Here is a 15,249-nt window from a genome sequence, read left to right as displayed (position 1 = left end):
CACGTCGCGACTGTTCACCAACTCCCGCAACTCAGCGGTCTGTTCCACAGAGAGCTCCATGCCAGAACCAACGAGCCCCATCGATCAAAGTAACGACTGCAGGATCACGAGACACTAGATAATCTTGTGAAGAATGCCGTGGAGGCAATGCCTAGCGGTGGGTCGATCAGGCTGGATTGGGCGGCCGACGAGTATCTGGCTGCCATCGAGTTGGCAGATGACGGGCCTGGTTTGCCCGTCGAGGTCGTGCGTGCACTCGTTTCAGGGGAGCGCATTCGCAGCACCAAGCCCGGTGGGAACGGGCTTGGTCTATTGGGTGTGCAATCGCTCTTGAGTAGAGTCGGCGGAAATCTTACTGCACAAAGGTCTTCCGGCACCACCTGGCTGATCACCCTGCCTATTGCTACCGCCGTGGCTTCGGAGGACGACGAATGAATAAGCCGCTCAGCGACGCTCTCATCCTAGTTGCCGACGATCAGAGCGATGTAGCCCGGACCCTGTGCCGACCGTTGCAGAGGGCAGGAGCCAGGTTGCGGTACGTCGCCAACGGACGCACTGCCCTGGCTGAATTGGCTACCCGACCAGTCGACCTCGTCCTGGTCGATATGAAGATGCCTCCGGACGAGTGGGGTGGCCTGTGGTTGTTGCGCGAGCTACAGAACGGTGGCTGGGGCGTTCCTACCCTGGCCTTGTCTGGGGAAGGATCAAAGCAGCAGGTCATTCATGCGCTCCGACTCGGCGCCAAGAATTGGGTGGAGAAAGAATCTGCAGGCGAAGAACTTCTTGACCAGTGCGTGAGAGTGCTAGCCGAAGACCTAAGCAAGGCGTTGGAACTATCGGGTGTCGTCATGCCGACCCCTCTCGCCTATCGTTTCGCCAGATTCAGCCGGGTGACGGACTCGGATAAAAGGATGGTCGAGGGTCTGCATGTCCTGGAATCGGTATTGCGATTTGCTGCGGTCCTTGGTCTGAGCAGCACACCGCCGGTACCGCTGCGCGGAATCACTCATGCTCGGATGGCGACGCCGAGCATGGGAACCTGGTTCGATTTGTGTACGGCGCTTGCTGATGCTCCCGGCGCGGGCGACGACTTCAAGCGGATATTGTCCTGCCTGGTCCCGGATCGCGCCGACCGCCAAACTGTGCAGGACTTTGTCTCTACTCGCAACGACATCGCCCACGGCAGGGCAGAACCCGATCGTATGCAAGGACAGCGGCTTGATGCTCTACTCCGGCGCTTCGCGCACCGGGTAACGTCGACATGGCGTGCCGATATCGGCATACCAACTTCAATGACGTACGACGGTTCAAGCTACTGCATCGATGTGTTGAAGCTCAGGGGTAGCGGGAAGCCCAGCCCCGACTCTATAAGCAGCCGGACGCCCGTTGTTACGGGTGGGCTATTCCTGCTGCCCGAAGGGGCTGAGCCGTTGCCTCTCGCTCCATGGCTGATCGTCGAGGGAGCCGAGGACCCAGAGCATCTGCACTGTCTTCAGTTCGACGGTCTGCAGCGCGATAAGCGCGGCCCCGGACCGGAAACGCGACTGAAGTACGCCAAGGCGGACGACGGTCACGACCTAGGACAGGCTGCCATAAAGTCCGGTGGGACCTGGCAGTCGCTGGCTCCGTGGACAGACACATAGATTTGCCTCTCAAGATTGGCGGCCAACCATATCCGGCCACTGCAGCTAGTGCTCTGACCGCGTAGGTTCACCGGGTTGGCGGTGGCAGGGTCCGGACCGGTTGGATGTGGGCAGGCATTTGAGGTTCGGGGAGGCGTGGTGGCGGAGCCGGTCAAGGTCCGGAGGCTGACGGATCAGGAGGGCCAGCAGTTACAGCGGATTGTGCGTCGTGGCAGCACAAGCACGGTGCGCTACCGGCGGGCAATGATGCTGTTGGCTTCGGCCGGCGGCAACCGGGTGCCGGTCATCGCCCGACTGGTGCAGGCGGACGAGGACACCGTGCGCGATGCCATCCATCGGTTCAACGAGATCGGCTTGGCCTGCTTGGACCCTCGGTGGGCGGGAGGCCGTCCCCGCCTGCTCAGTCCTGACGACGAAGACTTCGTCGTCCAGACGGCCACCACCCGCCCGGCCAAACTCGGGCAGCCTTTCACCCGTTGGTCGATCCGCAAACTGCTCGCCTACCTGCGTAAAGTGCATGGCCGGGTGATACGGATAGGCCGCGAGGCCCTGCGCTGCCTGCTCGCCCGACGTGGCGTCACCTTCCAGCGCACCAAGACGTGGAAGGAGTCCAGCGATCCCCTTCGTGACGAGAAGCTCGACCGCATCGAGCACGTCCTGGAGCACTTCCCGGACCGCACATTCGCGTTCGACGAGTTCGGGCCGCTCGGCATCCGTCCGACCGGCGGGTCCTGCTGGGCAGAACGAGGTCGGCCGGATCGGGTCCCGGCGACCTACCATCGCACCCACGGCGTCACCTACTTCCACGGCTGCTACTCGGTCGGCGACGACGGCCTGTGGGGTGTCAACCGCCGACGCAAGGGGGCCGCGCAGTCCCTGGCCGCGCTCAAGTCAGTCCGCGCTGCCCGGCCCGACGGCGCCCCGATCTACGTGATCATGGACAACCTCTCCGCGCACAAGGGCACCAAGATCCGCCAGTGGGCCCGAAAGAACCGGGTCGAGCTGTGCTTCACCCCGACCAACGCGTCCTGGGCCAACCCGATCGAGGCGCATTTCGGGCCGCTGCGACAGTTCACCCTGGCCAACTCGAACCATCCCAACCACACGGTCCAGACCCGCGCCCTGCATCGCTACCTGCGCTGGCGAAACGCCAACGCCCGGCATCCCGACGTGCTCTTCGCCCAGCGCCGTGAACGCGCCCGCATCCGCAGCGAGAGGGGCGTCCGCTGGGGCGGCCGTCCCCTCGCCGACGCCGCCTGATCCGCCGAGGACACCAGGGAACGCTGATGGCAGTCGAGATCGTCTACGAGACACACGCCACCACCACCGACAACGAGGCTGGCATTGCCACCGGCTGGCTCCCCGGTGAGCTCTCGGAGCTGGGCCGCCGCCAGGCCCGGGAACTTGGCAAGCGCCGACCAGGCGACGGCTTCGCGGCTGTGTTCACCTCCGACCTGCACCGCGCCGTCCAGACAGCCCGGATCGCGTTTCCCGACGGCCGGCCCCCGATCCACCAGGACATCCGACTGCGTGAGTGCAACTACGGCGACCACAACGGAAGCCCAGCCTCCCTCGTCGCCGCCCAGCGAGCGCAACGCATCGACAACCCGTTCCCCCGCGGTCAGAGCTACCGCCAGGTCGCCACGGCCACCGATGCCTTCCTCCACGACCTCGCTACCGGATGGGACGGCAGCACAATCCTGGTGATCGCCCACTCGGCCAACCGATGGGCGCTGGAGCATCTGCTCACCGGAGCACCGCTGGAAGACCTGCTCAAAGCACCGTCCCCCTGGCACCCGGGCTGGCACTACACCCTGCCCGCAGACTGGGCCGTCCCAACCAGTGAACCTGAGCGGTCAGAGCACTAGACGAGTAGTTCCGATGTCTGGCTGCGGAAACAGGGCGAGGGCCCCAGCGTCCGTGTGTGATGACAGACGTGGAAGCCCTCTTGACCGCACTCTACGTGAAGGTGGACGACGAGATCGGAGGAACCCGATGGATGGGTACGCCACCGCTACTGAGCGACAGCGAGCTCGTCTGCCTGTCGGTCGCGCAGGCGCTGCTCGGGTACCACTCCGAGGCCCGGTGGCTGCGCTACGCGAACAAGCATCTGTCCGGCATGTTCCCGTACCTGCCGCTGCGGCCTGGCTACAACAAGCGTCTGCGCTCCGCTCTTCCCCTGGTCAAGCGCATGATCAGGGAGCTGGCCATGGACAGCGACTTCTGGTTCGACAACCACTGGATCGTCGACTCGACGCCGGTCCCGTGCGGGATGTCGCGCCCGACCGTTCAGCGATCGAACATGGCCGGCTGGGCACAGTACGGCTACTGCGCGTCACATTCCCGGTTCTTCTGGGGACTCCGCCTCTACCTGATCTGCACGCCCACCGGGATGCCGATCATGTGGGCGCTCGCGTCCGCCAAGATCGGCGAGCGCGAGGTACTGTCCGCCATGCTGGAGGTCGACGCCGACCTGGTCGCCGCCCGCGCGGGCATCCTGCTCATCTCGGACAAGGGCTTCGCGTCCAAACCGTTGGAGCGGGAGCTTCTCGATCAGGGCATCGAGCTGCTGCGGCCTTCCCGCAAGCGCGAGAAGGAGCGGTACGGCGAGCCGATGCTCAAGAAGGTCCGCCAGCTGATCGAGTCGGTCAACGACACCCTCAAGGGGCAGCTTGACCTGGAACAACACGGTGGGCGGACCTTCGAGGGCGTCGCGATCCGCGTCGCCCAGCGCATCCTGGCGATGGCCGCCGGGATCTGGCACAACAACAAGCTCGGCGCACCAGTCACCCGCTCGTTGATCGCCTATGACCACTGAGCACATCGGAACTACTCGTCTAGTTCTTGGCCGCCAGCAATTGCAGCTCCTGGAATTGCCGCTTGTCGGTGGGCTTCGGCTCGCACAGCACCCGGGCGATCTCGCTCACGCCGACATCGCGCAGCAGCCCCGCCAGGCGGTCGGGCGACCAGCGATAGGCCGTCATCACCGAGTGGTCGAAGGACTGCGTGGGGATCGCGGAGTCGTCGGTGGCGAAGCAGCTGATCAGCAGGTGGCCGCCAGGGGCCAGTACCCGGGCGAACTCCGCGACCACGGTCGGGAGGTCCTGCGGTGGGATGTGGATGATCGAGGATCGCGAAAGCACCCCGCCCAGCGCGCCGTCCGCGATGTCGAGCGCTGCCATCGAGCCCACCTCGAACCGCAGCTCCGGGTTGGCCTCCTGGGCCAGCCCGATCATCGCGGGCGACGCGTCGACACCGAGGGCATGCAGTCCCAACCGCCGTAGATGAGCGGTGATATGCCCGGGTCCGCAGCCCAGATCCGCGACCTCGCCGTCACCACCAGCGCGCACCGACTCGGCGAACGCGGCGAGCAGCGCACGCTCCAGCGGCCGGTCGCGCAGAGTGTCGGTGAAGTGCTGTGCGTAGCGCGTTGCGACGGCGTCGTAGGCGTCACGGGTGGCGGGGAGGGAGTCTAGTTCGACCATTCCGGGAATGTACCGGGTGACACTGACACGGGCAGCGCTGGGATCGACGCGACCCGCATCGTGGTCAGGCAAGTCTGGTCTGGTGCCGTGTCCGGGGGATCACAACACGGTGGACCTATCCGGTCACGGCACTAGCAAGATCCGCCGGACAGGCCCTAGAGAACATGACCGCAGTCAACGCTCAAACCCGTCACCTGAGGCGCTCAGTCCAGCCACGGCACGCACGAACCTCGGTGGTAGACACTTCGAGGTTCGCTGTCACGGGGCGCCCTTGCCTGCGGGCGCTGGGCTGCCGCCATCCCCTAAATCGGCGGTGCGCGGGTCCTGGCAGCGCTCGCCGCTGGTGCGCAGCGCTGCCCGGTCCGTGCCCCCGTGAACGCAGGGCGGCGGCGGGCCCGCCGGTGGCTCAGCGGTCGGCGTGGCCGATCAGTCCTTCGAGGAAAGCGGCGACCGCCCTACCGGGGACGTCCGGGCCGAACTCCTGCTGGCCGCCGCCCAGGCCGCCGGGGCGTTCAGCGTCGCCGTGGCCTGGGACACCGGCCGCGACGACCGCCCGGAGCACGATCGCGAGGAGATGGTCCTCACCTTCCTGTACGAACGGATCTCCATGGGGGTCCGCGACCGGGGCGGCATCGTCACCGTCATCTTCGACAACCTCTTCGACACCATCGCCGACGAGGCCCGCCGACTGGCCGCGCAATGGGCGGACGCCGCCCAGGGCACCGCCTACGTCCCGCCCGGCGCGATCCTCATCCCCTACCTGTCGGCGTCCTCCGCCCACATGCCCGGCCTGCAACTGGCCGACCTGGTCGCCGCAGGCACCCTGTCCCTGGTCTCCGGCCGCAAACCGGGGCTCGCCCTGCGCGAACCGCTGCTCGCACTGTCCCAGCGCCGCGCCAACGCCCGGATCGACGGCGCTGGCCTGAAGCTCTGGCCGAGCGAATTGAGCAACCTCTACCACTGGCTGGACACAAGACCGCCGCCCGCGGCGGTCTGGCAGCGCATTGGCTGCCCTACGCACACGTCGACGGACTGGGCACCCCTGCGTAGCTCCTCGCCGGTGAAGCCGAGCCCAGCGTGTTACGCGGCGACCAGCCAGCGGTCGAGCTGGTGGCTGAAGAGATCGGCCCCTGCGGCGGCCTGACTCGCCCGTTTCTTGTCCTCGTCGCGCCGCTTGATGTACCCGAGCGTCGTGGCAGGGTCCGCGTGATCGGCGTACGTCTGGATGTCCTCCAGCTTCTCGCCGGCGTCGTGCATGTGCGTCAAGCGGCTCGCCCGCAGGACGTGCGGAGTGACGTCGCGGCCGAGCAGGACCCCGGCCCGCTTGCCCAGGCGGGTCAGGATGCGGTCGACGTCATGCCGGTCCAGCCGCCGGCCCTCCGAGTCGAGCAGCAGGGGGCCGTCGGTGCGGCCGCCGATGAGCTTGATGAGAAGGTCGGCCAGGAGCGGCGGGAGCGGGAAGACACGGCCCTTATTGCCCTTGCGCGTGACGTCGATGACGGGACTGCGGCCGTCGTGGAAGTCCTCGATGTCGGCCTCACACCATTCGCTGACGCGGCCCGCGAAGGTGTAGACGAGGGCGGTCACCACGACATCGAGCAGCGATTCCGCCCAGTCGTACAGGGCCCCGATCTCGTCGACCTCCAGCACGGGGGTAGCGGTGGTGCGGTCATGGCGGTCGATCCTCGGTCGGTTGGCGCGTCCCACGGGGTTCGGGACGAAGACCTGTGCCTCCTCGGCGGCGTAGGTGGTCAGGGAGGAGAGCGCCGACAGGCGGCGCGCGATGCTGCGATCCGCCCGTCCACGCTGCTCCTCGCTCAGGCGCCAGGTGGTGACGTCCCCGCGGGTAATGCAGCCGATGCTGAACCGCTCGTGACCGAGCTCCTGGGCGAAGTCGTGCCAGAACCGCAGGTCGTCCGCGTAGTTCCGCCTGGTGTTGCGGCTGGGGATGGTGGCCGAGGACAGCCAGCGCACGACGACGGGGAAGGTCTCGCGAGTGCAGATGTCGGCGAGGATTTCCAACCGGTCCCGTCGCACGCCCAACTTACGGGTCACGGGATCGCGCGGGGCCACCTGGCCCAGCTCTTCCCGGATCCTGCGGAAGGCGTCCTCTGCCCGGGTCGCTGGCCGCTCGATCTCCCCACCCGACCGGCCGGCGAGAAGGTCCGCGCCGTCACGGCCGGAAGCCCTTACCAAGCCGCTCGCTCTGGTCCGAAGTGTCCGCCTTCTCCTCGAAGCGGGCCCGCCGGAAGGCGACCGGGGCGCGGCCGCGCTCTAGCCCCATCCTCCGCACGTCGCTGGTTTGAGTGGCGTCCGCCGCGAAAGGCCCGGTCACACTAGTGACGCAGGTCACGTTTCTGCCATGTCACAGGGCGGCGGGCTGCCTCGTCTCGGGTGTGTAGCCACTCACGAGCACGGAGGAACACACCATGGACGCGCGACTGGACTTCATGGCCGAGCCGAGCACCGGCAAGGCCCTCAAGTACCTGATGTCGGCGGGCAAGGCGCTCAGGGACACGGCGCTGCCGATCACCACGCAGGAGCTCGTGTCGGTGCGGGTGAGCCAGATCAACGGCTGTGCCGCCTGCCTCGACATGCACACCAAGGAGGCCCTCGCCGTCGGCGAGGACCCGGTGCGGCTGGGTCTGGTGGCGGCGTGGCCGGAAGCCACGGTCTTCACCGACGCCGAGCGGGCTGCGCTGGAGCTGGCCGAGGAGGGAACCCGGCTCGCGGACGCGGCCCACGGCGTCAGCGACGAGGTGTGGGCGAACGCCGCCAAGCACTACGACCAGCAGCAGCTTGCCGCCCTGGTGCTGCTGGTCGGCTTCATGAACCTGGCGAACCGGATGAACATCATCACCCGGCAGCCCGGGGGCGACTACCAGCCCGGGAAGTGGCACTGAAGCACGGAGGCACGGAAGCAACTGCGAGTCGCGGATATCCGTAGCCGACCGGCCAGCGGGACGTACGCTGACCGGTCGGCGGGCCGAATGATCATCGGACGGGCGGAAAGGGGTCAGGTTGTGGGCAGGGGCGAGGAGTTCGCAGAACTGCGACCGCTGTTGTTCTCGATCGCCTACCGGATCCTGGGCAGCGTCAGTGAGGCCGAGGACGCGGTTCAGGAGACCTGGCTGCGCTTCGAGGCCGGCCCGACGCAGCCCAGGTCGACCAAGTTCTTCCTGTCGGCCGTGGTCACCCGGATCTCGATCGACGTGCTGCGCTCGGCGCGCGTCCGGCGGGAGGAGTACGTCGGGCCGTGGTTCCCGGAGCCGCTGCTCGCCGATCCCTACGAGGACCCGGCGCGCTCGGCCGAGCTGGCCGACTCGGTGTCGACGGCGGCCCTGTTGCTGCTGGAGCGGCTCAGTCCGCTGGAGCGCGCGGTCTTCGTGCTGCGCGAGGTGTTCGACTTCGGCTTCCCCGAGGTCGCCTCGGCGGTCGGGCGATCGGAGGACGCGTGCCGCCAGCTCGCGGTGCGGGCCCGCCGGCACATGAGCGCGGGCCGGCCGCGCTTCGAAGCCGACCGCAAGGAGCGCGAGGAGCTCGCGGGCCGGTTCTTCGACGCGCTGCGAGAGGGCGACGTCGACGGCCTGCAGCAGCTGCTCGCCGCCGACGTCTCCATGGTCGGCGACGCCGGTGGCAAGGCCCCGCAGCTGGCCAGGGCGATCATCGGCGCTGAGAAGGTGGCCCGGCTGCTGGCCGCTGTCTTCCCCGCGATGGCCCGCATCGACGTCACCACCGAGCCCCACGCGATCAACGGTCGGCCCGGTGCGATCTTCCGCGACCGTGACGGCAAGGTCCTGCACACTCTGGGGCTCGACGTGCTCGACGGGCAGATCCAGACGATCCGCCTGGTGCTCAACCCCGACAAGCTGGGTCACGTCGGCCCCGTCGCGGACGCCTGGGTGGTCTCCCGCGAGCTGAAGGAGTCACGTCGACCCGCGGAATGACCGCGGACCGGGTCGGCGCTCAGGCGTGGTCGAACCAGGCGACCGCGATCCCGGCATACGCCACTCGCCTATGACCATCAGTGTCGTAAAAGACCGGACTTATCGGCTGAGTCCGGTCGGCGTCAGCCAACTATCTCGGTGCGGGGCGACTCCTTCAGTGCGCTCGCCCAGCAGACGTCGGCTGCAGCGGCGGCGGCGGGGCGGGCGTCCCACCCCGCCATCTGAGAGGTCTAGACCTTCTGTAGCATCGGTCCGCCGACCGAGCACCAGGAGGAAGCCGTGACCGCACTGCCCGCCGTGTACTGGTACCTGTGGTCGGGCATGCTGATCAACCGCCTCGGCGGCTTCGCCGTGCTCTACCTCTCCCTGTACCTCACCGACGTCCGCCACCTCAGCATCTCTGCTGCCGGGCTGGTCACCAGCCTGGCCGGCGCCGGAGGCATGGCCGGAGTGCTGCTCGGCGGCACCCTGGCCGACCGCTGGGGGCGGCGGTCCACCCTGCTGGCCTGCCACGCCGGCACCGCCGTCGCGCTGCTCCTGCTCGGCCTGGCCCCGTGGCTCCCGGTGGTCGCGGCCACCACCCTCCTGGTCGGCGCCGGCCAGGCGATGGCCGGGCCGGCGTTCGTCGCCGCGATTGTTGACACGGTGCCCGAGGCCGACCGCACCCGCGCCTTCAACCTCCAGTTCTGGGCCTTCAACCTGGGCACCGCCATGGCCTCGCTGCTCGCCGGGGTGCTGGCACAGGCCGGGTACACCCTGCTCTTCGTGCTGGACGCGGCCGCGACCACGCTCACCCTCGCCGTACTGGCGCTGCGGCTCCCGGAGACCAGGCCGACCGCCGCCGCAGCCCCCGTGCCCTGCGCTGCCCGGGCCGGGCTGCCGACCGTGCTGCGTGACCGGATATTCCTCGCCTTCGTCGGCCTCTCATTGCTCAGCGCCCTGGTCACGGCGCAGAACTCCACCATCCTGCCCCTGGCCATGCACCGCCACGGACTGCCGCCCAGCGCCTACGGCGCGGTCGCGGCGTTCGCCGCCGGGCTGATCGTGCTCGGCCAGCTCTTCGTGCCCCGCCTGATCGGCGGCCGCCGCAAGGGCCCGGTACTGGCCGTGGCCGCCGCCCTGCTCGGCTGCGGCATCGCCCTGCTGGCCCCCGCGGGCGGCGCGATCGGAGGTTACCTCCTCGCCGCCCTGGTCTGGACGACGGGCAGCATGCTCGCCGCGCCACCCAACGCCGCCGTCGTCGCCGAACTGGCACCCGCCGCACTCCGCGCCCGCTACCAGGCCGTCTTCTACCTGGTCTTCCCGGCCGCGGCCTTCCTCGCCCCGGCCTTCGGCGGCTGGAGCCTGGAGCACCTCGGCGACGGGCACTGGCTCGCCGCTGCCGCGATCGCGGCGCTGGCCGCCGTCGGACACCTCGCCGCCTCCGGCCCTCGGGAGCGCCGCCGGGCCGCCGCGGACCGCGCGGTGGTGGCGGACGGCTCCGGCGCGGGCAGCCGGACCCAGACGCTGGACTGCTGACCCTGTCCGACTCTGTCGCCGGATGCGGCCGGCCTGCAGAAACCGGGACCACTGATGCCGCGGGACGTCGTGCACGGCCACCGTACCGGCGACCTCTGGGACTCACTCCGACCGTCGGCGCCCTGCCGTGCGATTCGATACGCCCAGTTGCACCGGCGTCGCCCGCCGGGGCGCAGCGCATATGTTTCGTGTCCGTTTGCTAGCGATAATGCTGATATGCGTGGTGGGGGATGAGTTGTCTGAGGTCGACGCGTTAGCCGCATCTACATCGGCCGCCGCGCCAGGCCTGCGACAGAAAGTGCGCCGCCCGATACGCGCATTGCGATGCGAGGCATCCCGCACGTCGAGTGGGTGTGGACTACAGGGGGCGTCCAGATTCCGGCGACCGGCCAAGGCCTGACCCGGAAGTTCAACCGAGGTTGCTGTTCGTGTATCCCAGCCGTCACACATCTGCTGCACCGTCATCAACGCGGTGAGCATCGCGGACGTGGCGTTGTAGTTCACCCGCACCTGGCGCCGGTACCACGCTTCCGTGCGGGCCTGAAGCGCCAGGTGGTTGTAGACCTTGCGCACGCACCCGAACGTGCGCGACAGCTCGGCTGTCTGCGCATCGGTCGGGTGGAAGCGGTACTTGAACGCCCGCTTCACATGCTCGGTCTTCACGTCTAAGAAACTAATCCATCTTCATCTGAAGAGCTAAATCCAGTGCGCGTCAAGACAGCATGGAGACCACTCCGCCGCTCCGCACCTACGAGTAAGCGACCCATTCCTTCCCGGCCTGAAGGCCGGACTTTCCTGGGAGAAGAAAGATGAACGACATCCGCAGGCCGCGGCTTCGTACCGTCTCGGTCGGGCTCGGGAGCGGCGCGGCGACGGCCCTCCTTGCCGGATCTGCGCTCGGGCTCTTTGCTCTTCCGGCCGTGGCGGCGGACACGCCGAATGGGCACACACCCACCGTCACCGTGAAACGCGGCGGGCCCGCGCGGACTGTGCCCTTCGTCGTGGACCGGTCGGGGGAGGCGGTGGTGACTCTGAGTTCCCAGGCGTCCGGGGTCTCCTGGGGAACCAAGGGCAGCGAGTCCGCGGTGGTGTCGGCGTACGTTGACGGCCGTTATGCGACCGACATCGTGATTCCCTCGGATCAGCCGATCGCCCGCAGCTTCTCCTTGGGCCACCTCAGGAGGGGGCCGCACAGGCTGCAGTTCCGGTTTGCCGACGACCGTTCGCCGCAGGGAGCGAGCAGCGCGCAACTCGGCAACGCCTCGGTCCAGGTGTACGGGGAGGGCAGCGACTTGGGGCTCGTGCTGAAGAACGCGCCCGTGCTCTACGGCCGGAACCTGGCAGCCCTGGGTGACCAGTTCCAGAGCAGCACGACCGACACTCCGGTCTTCGCCTACCACGAGATCCTCCCGGCGCAGACCGCCGACCACAAGGTGATCCAGTACACGGTCATCTGGAGCAACGAGGACGGCGGCACCAACTCGCCTGCTCTGATGGCTCGCTGGGGCCGGACCACCGACATCGAGTGGGCCTATCGCGTCGAGGTTGACGCCGAGGGCACGCCGGTCCCCGGCACTGGCGTCTACCAGGCAGCGAACCACCAGACGCTGAACTTCGCCGGTACGTACGAGAACAACCGGCCGCTGCTGGAAACCTGCACCTCCAACAACAACCTGTGTGACAAGGTCGATGACCCCATGCGGTTCTCACTCGCACCGACCCAGACGCTGTCTGAAGGCCAGCCGCGGGAGCACATGATGGACACGAATTCGTGGCTCTACCCCGTCATGGCGCAGGAGATGACGCGTGAGGGCAAGATCGAATCCCCCACGAACCCGGACAGCCCGGAACTCGGTGACCAGCGTACGTACCTATATCTGGCTGTGGCACACACGGCCTCACCGTCGAACCAGGCCGGCAATGTGGGCCTGTCCATCGGGGTGCGACTGAAAGGCAGCGACAAGCTGTACACGTCCAACCACAACACTGACTCGTGGTCCATCACCCGCGAAGGCACGGCCGCGACCACGATCGAGCTTCCCGCGGGAACGAAGCCGTCGGACATCGCAGAGGTCGTCGGGCTGCGTACGCCCGTTCAGGAAACAGGCGCGTCGCTTACGGTCACGAGGATCGCACGGGCGTTCTTCCTCCAGCAGAACTACCTGCCGGGCGCCTCCTTCATCGACTGGACGGGCGAGAAGACGCTTACCCAGGAGGCTCCGACGGCGGTGCTGTGGACGGCGAGCAGCTGACGGAGTGAAGGGCAGTACAACAAGCACGCGCCGGACCAGCGGCCCGGTCAACCTGGGGCACCGTTCTGTCCCAGGCGGGCCCGGATCCAGCGGGCCGAGGGGTGAGCCTGGCCGTGCGGGAGGTGACGGCCGCGGTGCTGGCCACCTGGCCCGACGGCGGCGACCCGCTCCAGCGCACCGACGCCGATTGGACGGCGCTGCGGGCGGCCTGCCCGGACGGCACCACGGTGCCCGCCTCCGTGTTCCGCTCCCGCACCCGCCAGATACCCCGCACGCAGTCAGCTCCCCCTGCAAGGTGGCACCCGCGCCGGGTCGTTCCAGGAGCCGGCTCCGGAAGCCGATCTCGGGATGTCGGGCCACGTCCAGGTAGTCGGAGGACCTGACGTGGTCGTCACGCTGCTGATTGCCGGTCTTGAAGCTGGCTGCCTCTACCACGACTTCCACTGGACAACTCTTCTGCAAGCTCAGCAACAGTGATCCGGCCATGCTCGATAGTGAAGGTGCCGCGGACTGGGAGCAGCCCGAACATGGCACGCGTGACGAAGCTAACCGTCGACGCCGCCGGATCGATCTCGTACGTACCTGCTGCTGGCAAGAACTTTTCCCCCGGCATTGCCATGAGCTCGTATCCTCCGTGTGCTGAAGATCCATCGTGATCGATCAACCTCTCGCACCTTAGGCAGGTACACCACCCCCTTCAAGGAGTGGCCTGTCAAGGGCGGCCGAAGGTCATCGCCTCGGCGACGCGGAGTGACATCGCAGGCCGCGCGCGCCCCGACCAACTCCCGCTCTCTCACGGCGTGAACACGGGGTCTACGCGGGAAGAATCTTTGGCATGAACACTTCCCATAGGCGGCTATCGCTTGCTACCAAGTGGTAGCCAGCTTTCCCGCCCAGGGAGGTTCCGTGAGACAGACCAAGTCGCTATCAGCCCTCACCACGCTGATCCTCGCGATGATGTTCAGCCTGATACTGACCGGTCCGGCACATGCTGCCGGACCTGCTTATGTGGCGCTGGGGGACTCGTACTCGTCCGGCAACGGCGCCGGGAACTACGACAGTTCGAGCGGCAACTGCCACCGCAGTTTCAACGCGTACCCGTACCTGTGGAAGAACGCCCACGCCCCGTCCTCGTTCGCGGACACCTCCTGCTCGGGTGCGGCGACCACGGACGTGACCAACAACCAGCTCGGCCCGCTGAACTCTTCCACCGGGCTGGTCTCCATCACCATCGGCGGCAATGACGCGGGCTTCTCCGACGTCATGAACACCTGCGTGACCGGCACGGACACCGACTGCGTCAACCGGGTCAGCCAGGCCGAGAGCTACGCCCAGAACACGCTCCCGGCCCGCCTGGACGCCACCTACAACGCGATCCGCGCCAAGGCGCCCAACGCCAAGGTGGTCGTGCTGGGTTACCCGCACATGTACACCCTCAACGTCTACTGCGTCGGCCTCAGCGACACCAAGCACCGCAAGATCGACGAGGCCTCGGACGCCATCGACAGCGTCATCGCCAACCGGGCCGCCGCCCACGGCTTCGTCTTCGGTGACGTCCGCACCACCTTCAACGGCCACGAGCTGTGCTCCGGCGACGGCTGGCAGCACTCCCTGGTGATCTCGCCGAGCTGGGAGTCGTACCACCCCACCGCAACCGGCCAGGCGAGCGGCTACTACCCCGTCCTCAACGCCAACAGCTGATCACTCTCACGAACGAACTGGCGCACGGCAGAGCCCCTATCCGCGGCACTCCGCGAACAGGGGCTCTGCCGCACCCAGGTTGATGGGGGCAACGATGTGGCGGGGAGTAGTCCCGCGACGCCGATCGCTCACCAGCCTTGTGGGGTAGCTCCGCCGTGGCTGACCCTGGCCGCGCTCGCCGTGATGCTGGTGATCTCACTGGCCGACCGGCGCCGCCTGCTCCGCCGAGCGCGAGCAGCGGACCGCGAGCACGGAGTAGGACCGCACCCGCTCATCACCGTGCCCCGGCCGTCCCGTCCCCGAGGGACCGCCGGGGCAGCAATGACAAGGGCGGGCAGATTTCCGACGCCGCGCAGGCATGGTGCGCAGGTGGTCAGCGTTCGCTCGAAAAGATCTCCCGGACCTCGCGGGTGGCGTAGTAGACCAGCACGTCCAGGGCGCGGGAGCTCGGCGCGGTCGGCCCCGTCGAGATCACGGCCGGGCCATCATCGTCTCGGGTCTGAACGAGCCGCCGCGCTACTTCCTGCAGCACGGCTTCGGCTTCCAGGTCCTGTGGGGTTCCAAAAGTCCCGTACAGCGCCGACCTGCAGCTTCTTCAGCCGTCGTGATCTTCGTCAGGCGGCGTTGTGGTACTCGTGGATGAGTCCGCTGAGGATGTCGTGACGGTGGATCCGCTGGGCCGGGAAGGGGATGACGTCGGGGT

At 67.7% G+C, this 15,249-nt stretch carries 14 protein-coding genes and 2 pseudogenes; 11 read left to right on the top strand and 5 right to left on the bottom strand.

Annotated features, from left to right (window positions below; all coding sequences use genetic code 11):
* The first annotated feature begins 96 nt into the window (after positions 1 to 96).
* The 5 genes from FCI23_RS49650 to FCI23_RS49630 all read left to right on the top strand — a co-directional run bounded on the left by FCI23_RS49650 (position 97) and on the right by FCI23_RS49630 (position 4,461).
* Positions 97 to 435, top strand: coding sequence for an ATP-binding protein (locus tag FCI23_RS49650; RefSeq protein ID WP_136730565.1), 339 nt, complete (start codon positions 97 to 99; stop codon positions 433 to 435).
* A complete protein-coding gene (locus tag FCI23_RS49645) occupies positions 432 to 1,643 on the top strand; it encodes a response regulator (RefSeq protein WP_136730564.1) in 1,212 nt (403 codons plus the stop codon). The genes FCI23_RS49650 and FCI23_RS49645 overlap by 4 nt, the downstream gene beginning before the upstream one ends.
* Before the next feature lie 138 nt (positions 1,644 to 1,781).
* Positions 1,782 to 2,903: an IS630 family transposase gene (locus tag FCI23_RS49640; RefSeq protein WP_136730563.1), complete on the top strand. Its 1,122-nt coding sequence runs from the start codon at positions 1,782 to 1,784 to the stop codon at positions 2,901 to 2,903.
* A 26-nt stretch (positions 2,904 to 2,929) separates the two neighbouring features.
* Positions 2,930 to 3,511, top strand: coding sequence for a histidine phosphatase family protein (locus tag FCI23_RS49635; protein WP_136730562.1), 582 nt, complete (start codon positions 2,930 to 2,932; stop codon positions 3,509 to 3,511).
* Between the two features lie 56 nt (positions 3,512 to 3,567).
* On the top strand, positions 3,568 to 4,461 hold the full coding sequence (locus FCI23_RS49630) for an IS982 family transposase (RefSeq protein WP_136730561.1): 894 nt from the start codon (positions 3,568 to 3,570) through the stop codon (positions 4,459 to 4,461).
* Positions 4,462 to 4,480: 19 nt separating this feature from the next.
* Here the strand turns inward: FCI23_RS49630 and FCI23_RS49625 are convergent, their stop codons facing one another.
* Positions 4,481 to 5,128, bottom strand: coding sequence for a class I SAM-dependent DNA methyltransferase (locus tag FCI23_RS49625; RefSeq protein ID WP_136730560.1), 648 nt, complete (start codon positions 5,126 to 5,128; stop codon positions 4,481 to 4,483).
* A gap of 418 nt (positions 5,129 to 5,546) precedes the next feature.
* Between FCI23_RS49625 and FCI23_RS49620 the strand changes: the two genes are divergently transcribed.
* Positions 5,547 to 6,272: a DUF3800 domain-containing protein gene (locus FCI23_RS49620; protein WP_136730559.1), complete on the top strand. Its 726-nt coding sequence runs from the start codon at positions 5,547 to 5,549 to the stop codon at positions 6,270 to 6,272.
* Here FCI23_RS49620 and FCI23_RS49615 read toward each other — a convergent pair.
* Complete coding sequence (locus FCI23_RS49615; RefSeq protein ID WP_136730558.1) at positions 6,209 to 7,324, bottom strand: tyrosine-type recombinase/integrase; 1,116 nt, start codon at positions 7,322 to 7,324, stop codon at positions 6,209 to 6,211. The two genes, FCI23_RS49620 and FCI23_RS49615, sit on opposite strands and share 64 nt — an antisense overlap.
* Before the next feature lie 233 nt (positions 7,325 to 7,557).
* Between FCI23_RS49615 and FCI23_RS49610 the strand changes: the two genes are divergently transcribed.
* From FCI23_RS49610 to FCI23_RS49600, 3 genes are all read left to right on the top strand, one after another.
* Entirely contained in the window at positions 7,558 to 8,031 is a 474-nt protein-coding gene (locus FCI23_RS49610) for a carboxymuconolactone decarboxylase family protein (protein WP_136730557.1), read from the top strand.
* Between the two features lie 120 nt (positions 8,032 to 8,151).
* Positions 8,152 to 9,075 (top strand): RNA polymerase sigma-70 factor, encoded by a 924-nt coding sequence (locus FCI23_RS49605; RefSeq protein ID WP_136730556.1) that lies wholly within the window; start codon positions 8,152 to 8,154, stop codon positions 9,073 to 9,075.
* 279 nt (positions 9,076 to 9,354) lie between these two features.
* Positions 9,355 to 10,593, top strand: coding sequence for an MFS transporter (locus tag FCI23_RS49600; protein ID WP_211265822.1), 1,239 nt, complete (start codon positions 9,355 to 9,357; stop codon positions 10,591 to 10,593).
* A gap of 447 nt (positions 10,594 to 11,040) precedes the next feature.
* Here the strand turns inward: FCI23_RS49600 and FCI23_RS49595 are convergent.
* Positions 11,041 to 11,256 (bottom strand): annotated as a pseudogene (locus tag FCI23_RS49595) (helix-turn-helix domain-containing protein); the annotation flags it as partial.
* A 362-nt stretch (positions 11,257 to 11,618) separates the two neighbouring features.
* On the opposite strand from FCI23_RS49595, the gene FCI23_RS49590 reads away from it, so the two are divergent.
* A complete protein-coding gene (locus FCI23_RS49590) occupies positions 11,619 to 12,845 on the top strand; it encodes a hypothetical protein (RefSeq protein ID WP_246144802.1) in 1,227 nt (408 codons plus the stop codon).
* A gap of 321 nt (positions 12,846 to 13,166) precedes the next feature.
* Here the strand turns inward: FCI23_RS49590 and FCI23_RS61615 are convergent.
* Together FCI23_RS61615 and FCI23_RS49585 are read right to left on the bottom strand one after the other, a co-directional pair.
* A pseudogene (locus FCI23_RS61615) lies at positions 13,167 to 13,280 on the bottom strand (YceI family protein); the annotation flags it as partial.
* Complete coding sequence (locus tag FCI23_RS49585) at positions 13,237 to 13,509, bottom strand: YceI family protein (RefSeq protein WP_246144801.1); 273 nt, start codon at positions 13,507 to 13,509, stop codon at positions 13,237 to 13,239. The pseudogene FCI23_RS61615 and the gene FCI23_RS49585, both read right to left, overlap by 44 nt.
* Before the next feature lie 242 nt (positions 13,510 to 13,751).
* Between FCI23_RS49585 and FCI23_RS49580 the strand changes: the two genes are divergently transcribed.
* Complete coding sequence (locus FCI23_RS49580) at positions 13,752 to 14,546, top strand: SGNH/GDSL hydrolase family protein (RefSeq protein ID WP_169317353.1); 795 nt, start codon at positions 13,752 to 13,754, stop codon at positions 14,544 to 14,546.
* The last annotated feature ends 703 nt before the right edge of the window (positions 14,547 to 15,249 follow it).

This window comes from Actinacidiphila oryziradicis (assembly GCF_005047355.1).
Classification (GTDB): Bacteria; Actinomycetota; Actinomycetes; order Streptomycetales; family Streptomycetaceae; genus Actinacidiphila; species Actinacidiphila oryziradicis.
This window is presented reverse-complemented; position numbering and strand designations above follow the sequence as displayed.